Source organism: Photobacterium ganghwense, from assembly GCF_003025595.1.
Lineage (GTDB): Bacteria > Pseudomonadota > Gammaproteobacteria > Enterobacterales > Vibrionaceae > Photobacterium > Photobacterium ganghwense.
Map to the genome: position 1 here is coordinate 206,476 of NZ_PYMI01000005.1, position 15,863 is coordinate 222,338.

Sequence of the window (15,863 nt, forward strand, 5' to 3'; positions counted from 1 at the left end):
AAACGCCTCGTTTACATCATGACGACGTCAAATTGCTCTTGGACATACAGTGGTTCCGCCTTGATCTTCACCTGTTTGCCAATGAACACTTCCAGCTCAGCCAGTGCGTGATATTCATCCCCCGCCAGCGCTTCGGCGACCGCCGGAGACACATACACCACAAAGCGATCGGCGTCGTAGGCACGGTTGACCCGGGTGATTTCACGCAGGATCTCGTAACACACGCTTTCGACCGTTTTCACCGTGCCGCGTCCTTCGCAGGTCGGGCAGGTATCGCACAGCACATGCTCGATACTCTCACGGGTCCGCTTACGGGTCATCTCCACCAGCCCCAACTGCGTGAAGCCGTTGATATTGGTTTTCACCCGGTCATAGGACAACGCCTGCTCCAACGCCACCAGGACTCGGCGGCGATGGTCTTCCAGCGCCATATCGATAAAGTCGATGATAATAATTCCGCCCAGGTTGCGCAGGCGCAGCTGACGGGCAATCGCTTTGGTCGCTTCAATGTTGGTATTGAAAATGGTCTCTTCCAGATTACGACGCCCTACAAACGCACCGGTATTGATATCGATGGTAGTCATGGCTTCGGTCTGGTCGATAATCAGGTAGCCGCCTGATTTCAGCTCTACCTTGCGGTCCAGCGAGCGCTGAATCTCGTTTTCAGTGTCATACAGATCGAAAATCGGCTGCTCACCGGCATAGTATTCCAGCTTGTCGCTCAGCTCAGGCACGAACTCGTCGGTAAACTCCTTCAGCTTTTCATAGCCAAGGCGGGAATCCACCAGAATCGAGTCCAGCTCCGTGCCGACAAAGTCACGCAGGATACGCTGAGCCAGTCCCAGCTCACCGTAGAGCATGGATTTCGGCTTGTACTTGGCCCGGCGTTCCAGCACTTTACGCCACAGATGCTTAAGGAAGGCCGCATCCTGAGCCATCTCTTCATTGGTGGCCCCTTCGGCGGCGGTACGGATGATAAAGCCGCCCAGCTCATCACAATATTCGCTGACAATCGACTTCAGGCGCTCGCGCTCATCTTCACTTTCGATACGCTGCGAAACACCAACGTGGCTGGCCCCCGGCATAAACACCAGGTAACGGGAAGGCAAGGTGACATCGGTGGTCAGGCGGGCGCCTTTGGTGCCCAGCGGATCTTTCACCACCTGCACCACCAGATCCTGGCCCTGACGGACCAGTTCAGAAATATCACGCACCTGAAACTGCTGCTTTTCGTTTTCCGCGACACACTCAGTATGCGGCACAATGTCGGAGGCATGCAGGAACGCGGCTTTATCCAGCCCGATATCCACAAAAGCCGCCTGCATCCCGGGCAGAACCCGGCTGACTCGGCCTTTATAAATATTACCGACAATTCCGCGCTTGGATTCACGCTCGATATGGACTTCCTGCAGGACGCCCGCCTCAATCATTGCCACGCGGGTTTCGCTGGGCGTGACGTTAATCAGCAGCTCTGTGCTCATGGTTGCCTCTACAATGCTAAGCTTAAAAACTCTTGAACCATGATGTCGGTTTCCATCAAGGGTAACCCCACCACAGCGTAATAACTGCCATCGATGCGTTCGACAAATTTGCCGCCAATTCCCTGAATGCCATAACTTCCTGCTTTATCCTGTGGCTCACCGCTGGCCCAATAGGCCTCTATTTCCTGCTCCGACAATGGCTTGAACCAGACGTCCGTCACCACCAGACGGGTTTGCTGACGCATCGCGGTTGCCAGTGTCACCGCAGTCATGACCTGATGCTTGCGGCCTGACAACAGTGCCAGCATCCGCTTTGCGTCGTCAACATCACGCGGCTTTTCCAGAATGGTGTCATCCACCACCACAATCGTATCCGCCCCCAGTACCGGCAAAGGTTGGGCGGCTTCTGCAACGCCAGCCATCGCCTTGTCCAGCGACAAACGGCAGACATACTCAGCGGGTGATTCCCCGGATTGGTGCTGCTCTTCCACATCAACAATCACACGCTCAAAGCGGTAGCCCAGTTGAGTGAGAAGTTCCTGACGGCGAGGTGAGCCGGAAGCTAAATACAGTTGCGGTGTCGACATGTTAGCAATCTTTTTTGATTTTTCGGTCTTTCGTTTCGGTCTATGGTTTAGTCAGATAAATCAATGCGATCTGTTCAGGCAGGCTCGATGGATATGGTTACACACTAGCACTGAACAGATCGTAATGGGAAACTAAATCAACGAATTGAGAGCTTACGACGCATGCGTCGCAGCAATAAGAACAGCCATGGCCACAGCAGGAAGTTCAGCAACACAGACCAGAGCCGATCCGGTTCAAACGCCACTACAGAGACCAGATATTCGGCCCAGAATTCCACCAGTTTCCCGCCCAGTGTCAGCAGCGCCACCACCATCGCCTGTTGCCAGAGCGACAGGTTACGCAGAACCTGAAAATTCAGCGCCACGATATAGCACAGCACGGCCATCATCAGGCCACGAACCCCGAGCGTGGAGCCCAGCATCAGATCCCATAGCAAACCCAGCACCAGTGCAGTGCCGACATTGACCCGGTGCGGCAACGCCAGTACCCAGTAAAAGGTAATCAGGATCACCCAGGACGGACGAAACGGCTCCAGCTCCCCCGGCCACGGTGCAGCCTGCAAGATCAGGGCAACGATAAAAGACAGCCATATCCACAGCCGGCCATTGGCTCTACTGTTTACCAATGTCGAATTCTCCTTCAGTCAAGGTTTCGCGCGGCGTCGGCCAGACCAGCAGTAAGTAACGCAGGCGATCAAACTGCACCGTCGGGCGGGCTTTGATCTGCGCAAACGGCCGTTTGTTGTCGAATGAGAATTCCGTGACACGGCCAACCGGATACCCTTCCGGATAGCGACCGCCCAGCCCGGAGCTGACCAGCAGATCCCCGACCTCGATGTCGGTGCTGCTCGGCACATGTTCCAACTGGATTTGATCGATTTGGCCACTGCCGGAGGCAATAACCCGAATGTCGTTGCGCACCACCTGAACCGGAATGGCGTGAGTGGGGTCAATCAGCAGCAGCACCCGGCTGTTATGGGCACCTACGTATGCAACCTGACCGACGATCCCTTTTTCGTTGATCACCGGCTGGCCTTCATATACGCCGTCCACCCGGCCTTTATCAATCATCACCTGATGACTGTAAGGATCCGAGTCAACCGCCATCACTTCGGCAATCAGCTTCTTTTCATCACGAACAAATGGCGAGCCAAGCAACTCCCGCAAACGCTGGTTTTCTTGCTTCAGTTGCTCGAGCAGCAGTACATCACTTTGCTGAACCAGCAGATCCCGCTGTAACGCTTTGTTTTCTGCCAGCAAACGCTGATGAGAGCTCAGTTGGCCTGACAGCCCACCCAACAGCTCTCTGGGCAGATTGGCCGCGTATTGCAGCGGTGCAATCGCAGAGTTAAGCAAATAGCGGACATTGGCAAAAGCATCAAGACGACTGTCGGCCAGCATTAAGCCAACCGACAGTAAAATGGCAAGAAACAGGCGCAGTTGCAGGGAAGGCCCCCTGCCAAAGATAGGTTTCATGTAACGCTATAACCTGTTTGTTGACATGCCCGAACGGGCATTAATCTTCGCTGAAGAGATCGCCACCGTGCATGTCGATCATTTCAAGAGCCTTACCGCCCCCACGGGCAACACATGTTAACGGCTCATCGGCAACCACAACAGGAATACCGGTTTCTTCAGTCAGCAGACGGTCCAGGTCACGCAGCAGCGCACCACCACCAGTCAGTACCATACCGCGCTCAGAAATGTCTGAAGCCAGTTCCGGCGGACATTGCTCAAGGGCAACCATCACCGCAGAAACGATACCTGTAAGAGGCTCTTGCAGGGCTTCCAGAATTTCATTCGAGTTCAGCGTAAAGCTGCGAGGTACACCTTCAGCTAGGTTACGACCGCGCACTTCAATTTCACGCACTTCATCACCCGGGTACGCCGAGCCGATTTCGTGTTTGATACGCTCAGCCGTTGCTTCACCAATCAGGCTACCGTAGTTACGGCGCACATAATTGATAATGGCTTCATCGAAACGGTCACCACCGATGCGGACAGACGATGAGTAAACCACACCGTTCAGCGAGATAACGGCCACTTCTGTAGTACCGCCACCGATATCGATCACCATCGAACCGGTTGCTTCAGATACAGGCATACCCGCACCGATTGCCGCCGCCATTGGCTCGTCAATCAGGTACACTTCACGAGCACCGGCACCTTGCGCCGATTCACGGATAGCACGACGCTCCACCTGAGTAGAACCGCAAGGAACAGCAACAAGAACTCGTGGGCTTGGACGTAACAGACTGTTGTCGTGAACCTGCTTGATGAAATGCTGCAGCATTTTCTCAGTGACGTAGAAATCTGCGATAACCCCGTCTTTCATTGGACGGATTGCCGCGATATTTCCCGGAGTCCTGCCCAGCATCTGCTTGGCTTCATGACCGACAGCGGCCACACTTTTAGTTGCTCCGGCACGATCCTGACGGATCGCAACCACTGATGGTTCATCAAGAACGATGCCCTGGCCTTTAACATAAATCAGGGTATTGGCGGTACCCAAGTCAATGGACAGGTCATTAGAAAACATGCCACGAAGTTTTTTAAACATAGTCTCCGGCTAATCCTGCAAGCTCACAAATTCGTTAAATTGCGCTAAATGTATCAGGGGGCACGGATCGAGACAAGGCAAGGATTGTCAAACCTGCTTCAGAACCGCATTTTATTTAATTGAGCATTGTATTAATACCTTTCTCGCCCCGGTAGATGACGCGATCGTTCCCGCGATACACCCCGAACGTCACCAAAGCTGACGGGTTTTCATCGCCCAAGCCGCGCCAGTCATAGGTCAGCCAGGGTTGCTCATTGCTTCCGCTAAACCCATTCTCACAGTGAATATCGCCATCGTCGGACACAGCTTGAGACGGCTTATCTGCGATCAATTTTTGCCAAAAACGTACCTGCTCCCGATAGTTAACCCCCGGCGTCGGCCGTGCAATAAAGTCACCGGAGCGGGTCTCTCCATCCTTAACGTGACCTTCTCCCTGAGTGTCACTTGTACTGATTACGGAAGTATCAGACTGCGTCACCACTTGGCGGCAGTAATATTGGCCGTCAAACCAAGACACACTGTCGTCTTTGTTAGTGATAAAACGCGCGCCATCCCAATATTCCACCCTCAGCGGAATCGCAATCGGCGAGTCATTTCTCCCCGCCGCGTCCTCTAAGGTCATCCGGCCATAGCGCAGCTCAGGCGTATTGGCAAACGGGACAATTTCCTCAGTCAGCGCACTGCCATTTACAGGCAAAGCCGTTGCCCCGTTTTGCGCTTTCAGCCCGGTAGGATCAACCCCTTCCGCAATATAAAGCCCCCAATGACTGTTGCTTTCATGCCAAGGCGCTTCCGGTATCGTGGTTAGGGGAGCCGAGTTAAAACCGGCACGTTCCAGCTTCCATGGCATCTCAGTTGTCGTATTGCTCCAGTCACGCCAGGTACTAAGCGGTTTACGGCGATCACCAAAACTGATGCCTTTCTTATCAATGGCATCCAGCCCAAGTCTCACCTGCAGGCTTTCACTAAACTTGGCGTAATTCTGCACAAGCGAGCCATCTTGTGATTTGGGCAGTACCGAAAAACGGGCATCAAATTCCTGCCCCAGATAGGCAAAACCACGTTGTCCTGATGGATAGGCGTAGCTGTTGCCATTTTGGATTTCAACATACGCTGGGTAGAAACGGCCAACCTCGCGGTACCCTGCGTTGACATCCATATCAAGGTAATTCCCCGCGGTATCGGCATATAATCGAATACTTCCGACTTCACTCCAGCTTAGTGAAACGGGATCACTTAACTGAGTATGGGCGAGCTCTGTCATACCGCTCAACACTCCCTGCTCCCCTGCAGCCGGTGTTGCTAATTGGTGAGTCAGTCGTACCAATGTCTTAGGAGCATCAGGGTGATAGAAGTTGCGAGTTTCCTGACGCTGACACATAGCGCTACTATCAACATCTGTGAGGGCATTCATGCTGCTGTTTACCGTTGCAAAACCATCACTCGCCATCCAGATTACCGGTCTGATCTGCGTTTGAAACTCGCGGCCGGCAGCAGTAAATGCCGCACCTTGCGCCGAAGTACCGCTGGCCTCTTCGATGCTTCGCTGTCCGGCAACCTTACACAACGCAAACGTATAGGGCCGAGCCCAGATCTCTCGTTTGCCCTCAAGGCGCTTCCAGTCACCTAAGTCAGATTTAGCAGCCTTGAAAGTAGCCGGAAGGAGTTCACAGCCTTTTTCAACGGTGCAGTTTTCATCCGCTATTGTCAGCTCGGTTTTGCCTGCTTCTTCATATTTCAGCTTGGCATGAGCCACTCCTTCGCTGAAGCGCAAATCAATTCGGTCACCTTTCCAATCTTCTGCATCATCACACGCACTGGTCGAGCACGAGGAAAGCTGAATTGCGGGCTGTTGACCATTTTCAGGAGCCAGGTAACGGGTATTAAGGGTAAGTGTTCGCTTACCTTGATAACCTTTAGCCACATCTGACCGGATACTGCTTTTACACGAGTGGGCCGTGATGACTATCGGTTTCGGCCTTCCGGCGACCACATTGACATTGGCATTTTCAATATCAAACTTGAACGGCACAAAGGTGTAAGCAGCTGTCGCGGGTTCGGCATCGTCATTAACAATTTCACCTTGCACATTGATAGTGCCGACATAGTCACTCTTCAGCCAGAGTGTCACCTGACCATTTTTGGGAGTCGTTGTGTAGCTTAATGAGGCATCAGAGCCCGCGCCTGTTCCGCCGGCATTTTCATGCCAGGCAGCCAACCCTTGCTTGGTTAAACTGGTGGAGATCCGTACCTGACCATCGAAGTTTTCTGCCACACTGCCGTCATTAGTCACAGTAAATGTCACTTCTTGTGCATCACAGGTCAGGGAGAAATCAACGTCTGGTGTCACGGAAATCTGGTAGTCTTCAACAGAAGAAAAACAGGCACTTTCACCATGAATGATCGAGTTGTTATGCATGTCCAGGCTGAGAGTCGTAATAGCCCCATAGACATGTACGTTGTTGCTCAACGCAGTCTCTATTTCGCTATAGATTAACCCTCGAAATACAGCATTATTGTTGAAATCAACACGGCGATGAATTCTAGACCAAGAAGTACTGAAAGGTTTGTCATGGACATAAATAAGTAAATTATCCAGCGATGAATCATCATCCATCATGACCACACTGTTATTATTCACAGCCATTGCTTTGGTATGAATAATAACTTTCTGCCCTTTTCTAATACGTATGTCGCCCCTGACATCCAAGCTATCAAACCAGTATGTGCCAGAGTTTAAATACAGCGTCGCATGCTTATTCACGGATACCGCGCCCAACACTCCGTGTTCGGCTTGAGTAAACGTCATATTGCCATCAACCGGATACAAAGCATTGGGTAGCGCCGGGAATGTACCTAATTCAGTCGCAGAGACGATCAAACCGTCATTTAACGTACACTCACTCCCATCACACCCTGACGCAACACCTTGGCCTGAAATGCTTTCAAAGCCAAGAACACGCTCATTGTTAACCTTTCTGGCCCCCAGAATTTGCGCATTGTTTGCAATATAAACCCCTCGCGCAGGTGCTATATATTTCAGAGATTGCTTGTGACGCCAGGTTTGTGCCGGTCCTGGGAACAAATCACAGTAAGGGGCTTGCTTACTGCCTTCAAAAATGAAAACGCCAGTTAACTCCGAAGCATGTTTTCTTTCAGAGTCGCGATCCAAATCTTCTTCAATTTGAACCGTTACTTTATCTTTAGTTAGCTGACATCGGCGAATCCAGCCTCCATTGGGCCCTTTGCGGGAGTTTTTCCCGATCAGTACGACGGGTGCTGACGGGAAGTCTTCAACGAAGTCCAGACTATTGTATTTACATGCAATCGTAGTCGGTTTTTGCACATTATCCTGAGGCGTATTAGTGAGGTCTTTATAGCCATTCTCGGGATCTTTATGCGTATTTTTCGTTTCGATGCTCCCCATCCAAAACTTTTTACCGTTAACAAAACCGCTCCCTTCAGCAGCCACAAAGGCAATCGTCTCAGGCACCTGAGGACGAAAAGCCAAAGGTGGTTTTGCCGTCTGCTTATTGGTATGTACCTCTGAGGTATCCATCGCTATTTTGATTTTTTGGCGATTTCCTGACGTTTCTAAATGCCACCCCAATGACGTCAGCCAAATCGGCTCCCCCTCATGGTAAAAAGGCAAAAGTGACTGTTGATAAGTGTTATTGGTAGACTGGATTTGCGTCAAAATTCCCGGCTGATTATCAAACCGGCTATTGAAGCCAAAGTCGGAGTAATTTATCGCTGGTACGCCATAGTCATTATTGTCTTTATTGATGTCATTCCACTTCACGCCCTGCCAATAAAAACCGGTAGTATTGACCTCACCTGCGACAATTTTACCGGCAGTACCCAGATCAATGACCCCTTTTTCAATCGCCAGATAATGGAAGCCAGTCATTTTGGTGGGCTTAATTGAACGGTAGTGACCATTCGAGGAGTTATGAACCGCTCTGTATGGCGCAATAAACTGTTTGAATGAAGCTTCTGTTTGGGTTCGGCTCATGATTCGAACCGATGAAGGTGCGCTTTGCCAATCGTTCATGCCAATCGTCGGCATGACAAAGATATAAGGAACCGTTTTAAAATCCGTTTTAAACTTGATGGTACAAGATTGAGTTAAACAGTCTTGGAAATCCAGTTTACCGAATTCAAACTGTGGTGATGCCTGTACCGATACACTAAAAAAGCCTGCAAGCAGAAACAAAACAACGAAAATATGTCTGAACATTACTGTATTTCCTTCGCCCAGGCTTCCTGAGTACGGCTTACTTGGTTTTCGCCACTGCCACACGTGGCGGTACTGACAAGATAAAAGGTGTTGATTGTGCCTTCGGCACCAGATACTGCGTGCAGCGTGCAGGCCACGTCTGCGCTGCAATGAAAATTATTTGCCGGTGCAAAATGGGTATTTGTACACGCTGCCGTATTAGGCGGTTGATTTAACGGGAACAGCTCGCTCAACGTTACTTCATTGGCGGAGTGCGCAGTGAACCAAGCGCGGGTACCCAACACTTCTTTGGTGGTGATATCTTGATTGGCCCAGTCAACTCGAATCATGGCGGCGGCCAATAAAGACATCACAACAATCACAAACAGCGACACAATAAGTGCGCTGCCATGTTGTTTCTGTCGAGGGGAATTACTGAACATTGATCACCTGTACGCTGTGATTGTAATGCGCCCTTTCGCCACTGCGCGGATCGGTAAACGTCATTTCTAAATGCACCAACCCATTACTGTTTAGCGCCGCGCCTTCTGATACCGCTGCAAATTGAGTCAGCTTTTTACTGATTACGTAGGTATCGCTTCCCTGCACCTGACGCGTCAGCGACACACCATCAAAACAAAACGCCACTTGTTTTCCAACCAGATAAAGGCGCTTTCCCGGAGACTGCGTCGTCAGTGAATGCTTATAGGTTAGCGTTCCCAGGCCATTGGCTATCATTGCCCGCTCAGCTCGCGGTAATAAAACGTCCTGATACTGAGCGGGATTCATCAAGCCCACGGCCACCCCCAGATTTTTAATCGCTGGCTGGCCACCCGCTTCTGCTGTCCACATTGAAACGTCCTGCTGCCGCGGTATGAACCCAATCGAATGGCTTGATGCGGTAGGTTGCTGCAGATAAAAGCTACTCAGGTAAATAGGGAAAAACGACAGGCAACCATCCTTGACCGCGACACTGTTGGGAGCGGCATGACGGATTTCACGGCTCAGGCGTTCCGTGACAAATCGAGCCTCGGACTGTAACCGTTCACGCTCAACCGTACTGACATAACCATCAGCGCCAAAGCGCAGAAAACTGCCTATCCCCAGTGAAATGATGGCCAGTATCACCAGTGCTATCAGTAACTCAATGAGCGTAAACCCTTTCATTGCCCGCATCAGTAGTTACTCCTGTAGGCAATGAAAACATATTCCCCATAGCGTGTTGTCTTGATGGAGACAGTGATTCGCTTGTGAGCAGTTACCTGCTCATGCGGCGTTCCGACAAAGCCTTCATCATAAAAAACATCGACTTCAGCCCAGATATTGGCATATTCATCACCAGGCACGAATTGGCTGAGCGAACCACGCCAGACTTTTCCTTTGCATTGAGATCTCGTGCCCCAACATCCTTTAAAGTCATCCACATCATCAGCAAGGGCGGTATTCAGGCTACCCTTGGGGTCTGTTTCACCACTTTCAGCCCCCAGCAGCTCCGGCGCCGTACATTCGATAAATGTGTCTATGACCGGCAATTTTTCCCCGCACCGAATCAGGCTGTCACCATTCGGATCTGAGCGACTGTCAAATTTCCGGGCCAGAATTTCATTAAGCATGGCATGGCCAATAGCTGCGGCCCGGGCCTGATATTGCGGAATCGCAGACCGTTCCACCTGAGGAAACAGGAAGCTGGTTAACGTGACCATGGCGATTCCCATTACCACAATGGCAATGATCCCCTCAATCAGCGAAAAGCCTTTGGCGCGTTGATACGGGATCATTGACAAGCTCCTTCGCTCAGGCTTCCCTTGCCGATAAATCCTTCACGATTAATACAAAAACTCAGTTGAGTGTTATCCCTGGCCGTCAGCGAAATTTCGCACCCCAGCTCGCAGACAATACGCCCCAGACTGTCGACAGGACGGCCCAGCAGGTCAAAATACAAAACTGAAGGGGCCGGATGCGGGCTCGTTACCGTGAATCGGGTCTGGCTGGTTGTTCCTAACAGTACGTCACTGTTGAGGCTGGACGCTGTAGGACAGACGGTGTCCACCATTCGCCCCAGACAAGAATCTTTCTCACTGCTCCCTGCAATGATGCGCAGCGGATAACGGATACGCTGGATTTCCGAGTCTTGCGCCTGCATCGCACTTAACTGGATTTGACGGGTAATGGTCATGGCCTGATCGCGGGCGACAAAGGCATCAAAATGGCTGCGACCAAAGAGGCGAGAAGCCGCTGTGGCACCAAGGATGCCGACCAGCAGAATCACCACAATAAGTTCAATTAAGGTAAAGCCACGTTGACTGGCGGGCATAAGTGCACCCTGAAAATGTAACTGGGAAGGACAGGCTATTTACTCAGGACATATATTCGAGAATGCCCTGAGTAAATAGAGCTCCGAAGAGCTCTATATAAAATATTATTTACAAGCGTCAGTTAATAGCGTGATTGTCGGCTCGCTATTGTTATTTTTCGCTTCTGTGTATTGGATGTAACATTTACGGTTGTTATCGTCTAAATCTTTCTGATTTTGATCTTTGTACTCAGAGAAAGTCAGCAGAATGGAGTTATCTTTAGCGCTGTCTTTCACGATAACCCAGTCACCGTTATCTTCAAAACCAGTCAGCGCAGCAACAATACCTTTATCTGTCGCTTTCGGGTAGCCGAATGCGATTTCAACAGTTGTACCTGACGCTGTTACTGACTTGTTCGCTGTACCAGCTTCTGACTCCAGGCCTTGAATGGCCGCTTTGCCGTAAACAATGCCCGCAGCGCCTTTCATTGCACCTTCCAGACCGGTTAGCGCAGAGTGACGAGCATCACCTTGCAGGTTCAGAAAACGAGGGGCTGCAGTAACGGCCAGGATACCCAGAATCACGATAACCACAACCAGCTCAATCAGCGTAAAACCGCCTTGACGTTTCATAAGTTTCTCCTAATTTTTATGTTTCTATACGCTTAGCGTATTACAGTCTGCACCAGACCTTTGGCAGGCTGGTAAGTGAAGTAGTGACCGGAGGTCACATCTGAGTTACCACCGCCGTTACTGCTGGCAGAGGCCAGTTGATAATAGCGGCAAGCATTCTGGTTATTTTCCTGAGTCAGTGATGCAAAGAACAGGTATTTACCGCCCTGCGCTTCGCTGCTGTCACTGGTCACTTTCGGTGGATTCTGTAACAGGTTATCCATCAAAGCGACGCAGTCGGTTGCTGACAAAGCGGCAACCGCTTTATTTGTCAGGGCAATCGGGTATCCCACACTCGGGTTGTTCGCATCTTCGGCCTGAGTCAGGTAAATGTCAGTACCGTCATAGTTAACCATGTTACGGTTATCGCTTTTTGGTCGACCATACGCTTCCCATTGTGCACGTACTGACAGCACGGCGGTGGCATAACCACCGGCAACCCCTTCAATGGACGCTTTCTTCGCTTCGTCGGTCACGTTAAGAAAACGTGGTAATGCAGCAACAGCCAACAAACCGACAACGATAATTACGATGACTAATTCCACCAGGGAAAATCCGGTTTGCTTTTTCATCTTGGGATTTACCTTTTATTATTTTTTGTCAAATCAACGTCATCACTTTTCGTAATGCGTCAAAAAACCGTTAATTCGTATTGTCTCATTTTCATAAAATAATGCCACCCATTTTCCATGGCTAATTTGATAAAAACACGAGTCATAAGAATATGATGTAACAGTACTTTTACGTTCGAAATTTAAATATTCCAATTCAGAATTTCTCGAAGACAGCAAATTCCACGTTTGGGAGCAATCAATTCCCTTTTCAGAACGAATAATAGGCCAGCCATATTGAGTAAAGCCGTAATTTATTCCGTTAATTGAACTGTATTCAGGTCGGTTTTCAAGCTCCCATTTTTGACGAATGGAGGCCGCACTTTTCACCATAGTTTGAGTCAAAACTTTGACTTGGATCTCTTCCGCCCGATCAACAAAATGTTCACCCTGCACCATTAATATGGTGACCGTCAGCAGCAACAAACTCCCCCACAAAAAGACATAGAGCCGCCGCTGCTGAAGCCACTTATACACCTCTGGCCACATCGAGCAGACTCCACATCGGCAGGAAGATGCCGAGTGCCAGCAACAGCACCATGGCTGCCACAATTAACAACAAGATAGGCTCAATACGCGCCGTTAAAGTTTTCAGGTCGTAGTCCACTTCGCGATCATAAAATTCCGACGCTTCAAACAGCAGTTCGTCAACCTGACCAGTTTCTTCCCCTACCGCAATCATCTGTAGGACAAGTGGGGTAAAGACCCCTGACTGGCTGGCTGTGGCCGCAATACTGTTACCGGATTCAATCCCCATTTTCATGTCAATCAGCCGGGTTTCCAGGTAGCGGTTGCCCAGCGCTTCCGCGGACATCTGAATCGCCTGATTAAGCGGCACCCCCGCCCGAATCATTAATGAGAAAGTACGGGAAAAACGGGACAACTGGGCGCGATTAACGATATCGCCCACAATAGGCACTTTCAGACGCCACAGATCCCACTTTTCACTGCCCGCCGGTGTTTGCCGCCACAGGCGCACCCCCATCCAAGCCACCACCAATCCCCCAAGCATCAACGGCCAGTAACCGACAAAAAAGTTCGAGCTGGCAATCAGGATGCGGGTCGGCAACGGCAACTCCACGCCAAACCGGCTGAACATAGACGCAAACTGCGGGATCACTTTGATATTCAGGATCACCATCGCCAGCATAATGGCACTCATGACAAACATCGGATAACGCATCGCGGATTTAATACGGCGACGGGTTTCCATTTCCTGCTCGTAGTAATGCGCCAGCTGCAGCAAGGTGTCATCCAGCCGACCGGTGTTTTCCCCGACCTGAATCATCGAGACAAACAAGGTATTGAAGACCCGTGGATGCTGCTTCATCGCCACCGACAGCGGCTTACCATTGGTCATTTCCGCCACAACGGATTCCAGTGTGCTTTTCATCAAGGGATGCGTCGCACTCTGTCCCAATCCTTTCATGGATCGCAGCAATGGCACCCCGGCTTTCGTCAGGCTGTACAGTTGACGACAAAAGATCACCAGCATTTCCAGCGGGATGGTGCTCTTAAACAACTGGTTCAGATCCAGCCCGTTGCTACGGGCATTCGACTGACGGAGTTCCAGCGGGATGATTCCCTGTCTCAGCAGCAGATCGGCCGCCGCATCCTGACTGGCCGCTTCAATATGTCCGCGCCGTAGTTCGCCCTGAGCGCCACGACCGCGGTAGTTAAATACAGGCATACCCGGATCCTTTTATTCACAGCACCAGTGCCGGTTACAGTACAAAACCGTCGTGGTCATCACCTTCACCCAGCATCAGCACTTCCTCCAGGCTGGTGACCCCGTCCTGAGCCAGCGCCATCGCAGATTCAATCAGAGGCTGGTATCCCGGTGTCTGACGGGCGATCTGGGCAAACAGCACCGCATCTCCGGCACGCAGGGCATCCATCATGTCCGTATTCATTTCCAGCAGTTCGAAGACGCCAACCCGGCCTTTGTAGCCGGTAAAGTTACAGCTCTGACAGCCCCGCCCCTGACGGAACGGCACCCCGGCATGCTGCGGGAATCGAGCCATCAGCCATTGCTGTTTAGCCGCATCCGGCATCACACTTTCAGCGCAATCCTGACACACCCGGCGAACCAGACGCTGTGCGAGCACGGCGCGCACAGCACTGGCAACCAGATAGCCCGGCGCGTCCATGTCCATCATGCGCAGCGCACTGTCAATCGCGTCGTTGGTGTGCAGGGTCGACAAGACTAGGTGACCGGTCAGGGCCGAACGCAAACCAATTTCCACCGTTTCCTGATCACGCATCTCACCCACAAGAATAATATCCGGGTCCTGGCGCAGGAACGTCCGCAGAATCGACGAGAACGTCAGGCCAATCTTGGTGTTCACCTGCACCTGATTGACCCGCGGCAGGCGGTATTCCACCGGGTCTTCCGCCGTGATCAGCTTCTTGCCCGGCTTATTGAGTTCACTCAGCGCGCCGTACAGCGTGGTGGTTTTCCCTGAGCCTGTTGGCCCGGTAACCAGAATCATGCCGTACGGGCGCTTCAGCTGACGGCGGAAGCGATGCAGGATCGCCTCCGGCATCCCGATTTGATCTAGACTCAGAATACCCGCCGACTGGTTGAGCAAACGCATCACCACCGATTCACCATGCTGGACCGGCATGGTCGAGACCCGCACATCGACGGAGTTGCCACGCACTTTCACATTAAAACGGCCATCCTGAGGCAAGCGTTTCTCGGAAATGTCCAGCCCGCTCATCAGTTTCAGGCGCAGCACCAGTGCCGAAGCCACGCTGGTTTCGTTCAACAGAGTTTCATGCAGCACCCCGTCGATACGTTGACGGATACGCAGCACATCGCTGTCCGGCTCAATGTGAATATCGGATGCGCCGACCTGAATCGCGTCTTCAAACAGGGAATTGATCAGTTTGACGACCGTGACTTCATCGTTATCGGCATCATCAAACCCGAACCGGAAATCCGATTCCTGCTGATGCTCGGCTTTCAGCTGCTCAGCAAAAGAAACAATTTCCTGAGTCCGGCGGTAGTAACGGTCGAACGCCGCAATCAGCTGGCGCTCCGGCGCAATCACCAGCTCCACCCGATATTGCGCCAGCTGGTTGTAGACCGCTTCCTGTGCTGCCAGATCTGCCGGGTCACTCATCGCCACCCGAACCGTGTCGTCCCGGCGGCCAATAACCAGTGCCCGCAGCCGACGGGCATGCACTTCTGACAGCAAAGTGACGGATTCCATCTCGACCGTCACCCGGTTGAGATCCACCAGCGGGATATCCAGCTGACGGGACAGGAATTGCAGCATCTGCTGCTCGGTCAGGAACCCCATGCTGATCAGGGTGGCGCCCAGCTTGCGGCCGGTCGCTTGCTGCTGATCCAGTGCCTGCTCAAGCTGGCTCTGATCCACAATGCCTTCTTCGACCAGCAGGTCACCCAGGCGTTTTCGAAGTCTGATCGGCAT

15 protein-coding genes are annotated in these 15,863 nt (G+C 51.6%); all 15 read right to left on the reverse strand.

Annotated elements, in window-relative coordinates; all coding sequences use genetic code 11:
* Positions 1-11: 11 nt before the first annotated feature.
* The 15 genes from rng to C9I92_RS18965 all read right to left on the reverse strand — a co-directional run bounded on the left by rng (position 12) and on the right by C9I92_RS18965 (position 15,863).
* On the reverse strand, positions 12-1,481 hold the full coding sequence (rng, locus tag C9I92_RS18895; protein ID WP_047887002.1) for a ribonuclease G: 1,470 nt from the start codon (positions 1,479-1,481) through the stop codon (positions 12-14).
* Positions 1,482-1,489: 8 nt separating this feature from the next.
* A complete protein-coding gene (locus C9I92_RS18900; RefSeq protein WP_047887003.1) occupies positions 1,490-2,068 on the reverse strand; it encodes a Maf family protein in 579 nt (192 codons plus the stop codon).
* A 137-nt stretch (positions 2,069-2,205) separates the two neighbouring features.
* Positions 2,206-2,694 (reverse strand): rod shape-determining protein MreD, encoded by a 489-nt coding sequence (mreD, locus tag C9I92_RS18905; RefSeq protein ID WP_047887004.1) that lies wholly within the window; start codon positions 2,692-2,694, stop codon positions 2,206-2,208.
* Positions 2,681-3,544, reverse strand: coding sequence for a rod shape-determining protein MreC (gene mreC / locus C9I92_RS18910; RefSeq protein WP_047887005.1), 864 nt, complete (start codon positions 3,542-3,544; stop codon positions 2,681-2,683). The genes mreD and mreC overlap by 14 nt, the downstream gene beginning before the upstream one ends.
* Before the next feature lie 40 nt (positions 3,545-3,584).
* Positions 3,585-4,628, reverse strand: a complete 1,044-nt coding sequence (locus C9I92_RS18915) for a rod shape-determining protein (protein WP_047887006.1) — start codon at positions 4,626-4,628, stop codon at positions 3,585-3,587.
* A 115-nt stretch (positions 4,629-4,743) separates the two neighbouring features.
* Complete coding sequence (locus C9I92_RS18920) at positions 4,744-8,868, reverse strand: DUF6701 domain-containing protein (RefSeq protein ID WP_047887007.1); 4,125 nt, start codon at positions 8,866-8,868, stop codon at positions 4,744-4,746.
* Entirely contained in the window at positions 8,868-9,290 is a 423-nt protein-coding gene (locus C9I92_RS18925; RefSeq protein WP_047887008.1) for a type II secretion system protein, read from the reverse strand. Before C9I92_RS18925 ends, C9I92_RS18920 begins: the two co-directional genes overlap by 1 nt.
* The gene (locus C9I92_RS18930) at positions 9,280-10,023 is read right to left on the reverse strand and encodes a PilW family protein (protein WP_047887009.1); all 744 of its coding nucleotides are present in this window, start codon (positions 10,021-10,023) and stop codon (positions 9,280-9,282) included. Before C9I92_RS18930 ends, C9I92_RS18925 begins: the two co-directional genes overlap by 11 nt.
* A complete protein-coding gene (locus tag C9I92_RS18935; RefSeq protein ID WP_047887010.1) occupies positions 10,023-10,625 on the reverse strand; it encodes a type IV pilus modification PilV family protein in 603 nt (200 codons plus the stop codon). Before C9I92_RS18935 ends, C9I92_RS18930 begins: the two co-directional genes overlap by 1 nt.
* Positions 10,622-11,161, reverse strand: a complete 540-nt coding sequence (locus C9I92_RS18940; protein ID WP_047887011.1) for a type II secretion system protein — start codon at positions 11,159-11,161, stop codon at positions 10,622-10,624. Before C9I92_RS18940 ends, C9I92_RS18935 begins: the two co-directional genes overlap by 4 nt.
* 105 nt (positions 11,162-11,266) lie before the next feature.
* Positions 11,267-11,773 carry a type II secretion system protein gene (locus C9I92_RS18945; protein ID WP_047887012.1) on the reverse strand — a complete coding sequence of 169 codons (507 nt, stop codon included), beginning with the start codon at positions 11,771-11,773 and terminating at the stop codon, positions 11,267-11,269.
* 32 nt (positions 11,774-11,805) lie between these two features.
* The gene (locus tag C9I92_RS18950; protein WP_047887013.1) at positions 11,806-12,384 is read right to left on the reverse strand and encodes a prepilin-type N-terminal cleavage/methylation domain-containing protein; all 579 of its coding nucleotides are present in this window, start codon (positions 12,382-12,384) and stop codon (positions 11,806-11,808) included.
* A gap of 42 nt (positions 12,385-12,426) precedes the next feature.
* On the reverse strand, positions 12,427-12,912 hold the full coding sequence (locus C9I92_RS18955; RefSeq protein ID WP_053061924.1) for a hypothetical protein: 486 nt from the start codon (positions 12,910-12,912) through the stop codon (positions 12,427-12,429).
* Positions 12,893-14,113: a type II secretion system F family protein gene (locus tag C9I92_RS18960; RefSeq protein ID WP_047887014.1), complete on the reverse strand. Its 1,221-nt coding sequence runs from the start codon at positions 14,111-14,113 to the stop codon at positions 12,893-12,895. The genes C9I92_RS18955 and C9I92_RS18960 overlap by 20 nt, the downstream gene beginning before the upstream one ends.
* Before the next feature lie 34 nt (positions 14,114-14,147).
* Positions 14,148-15,863: a GspE/PulE family protein gene (locus C9I92_RS18965; RefSeq protein ID WP_047887015.1), complete on the reverse strand. Its 1,716-nt coding sequence runs from the start codon at positions 15,861-15,863 to the stop codon at positions 14,148-14,150.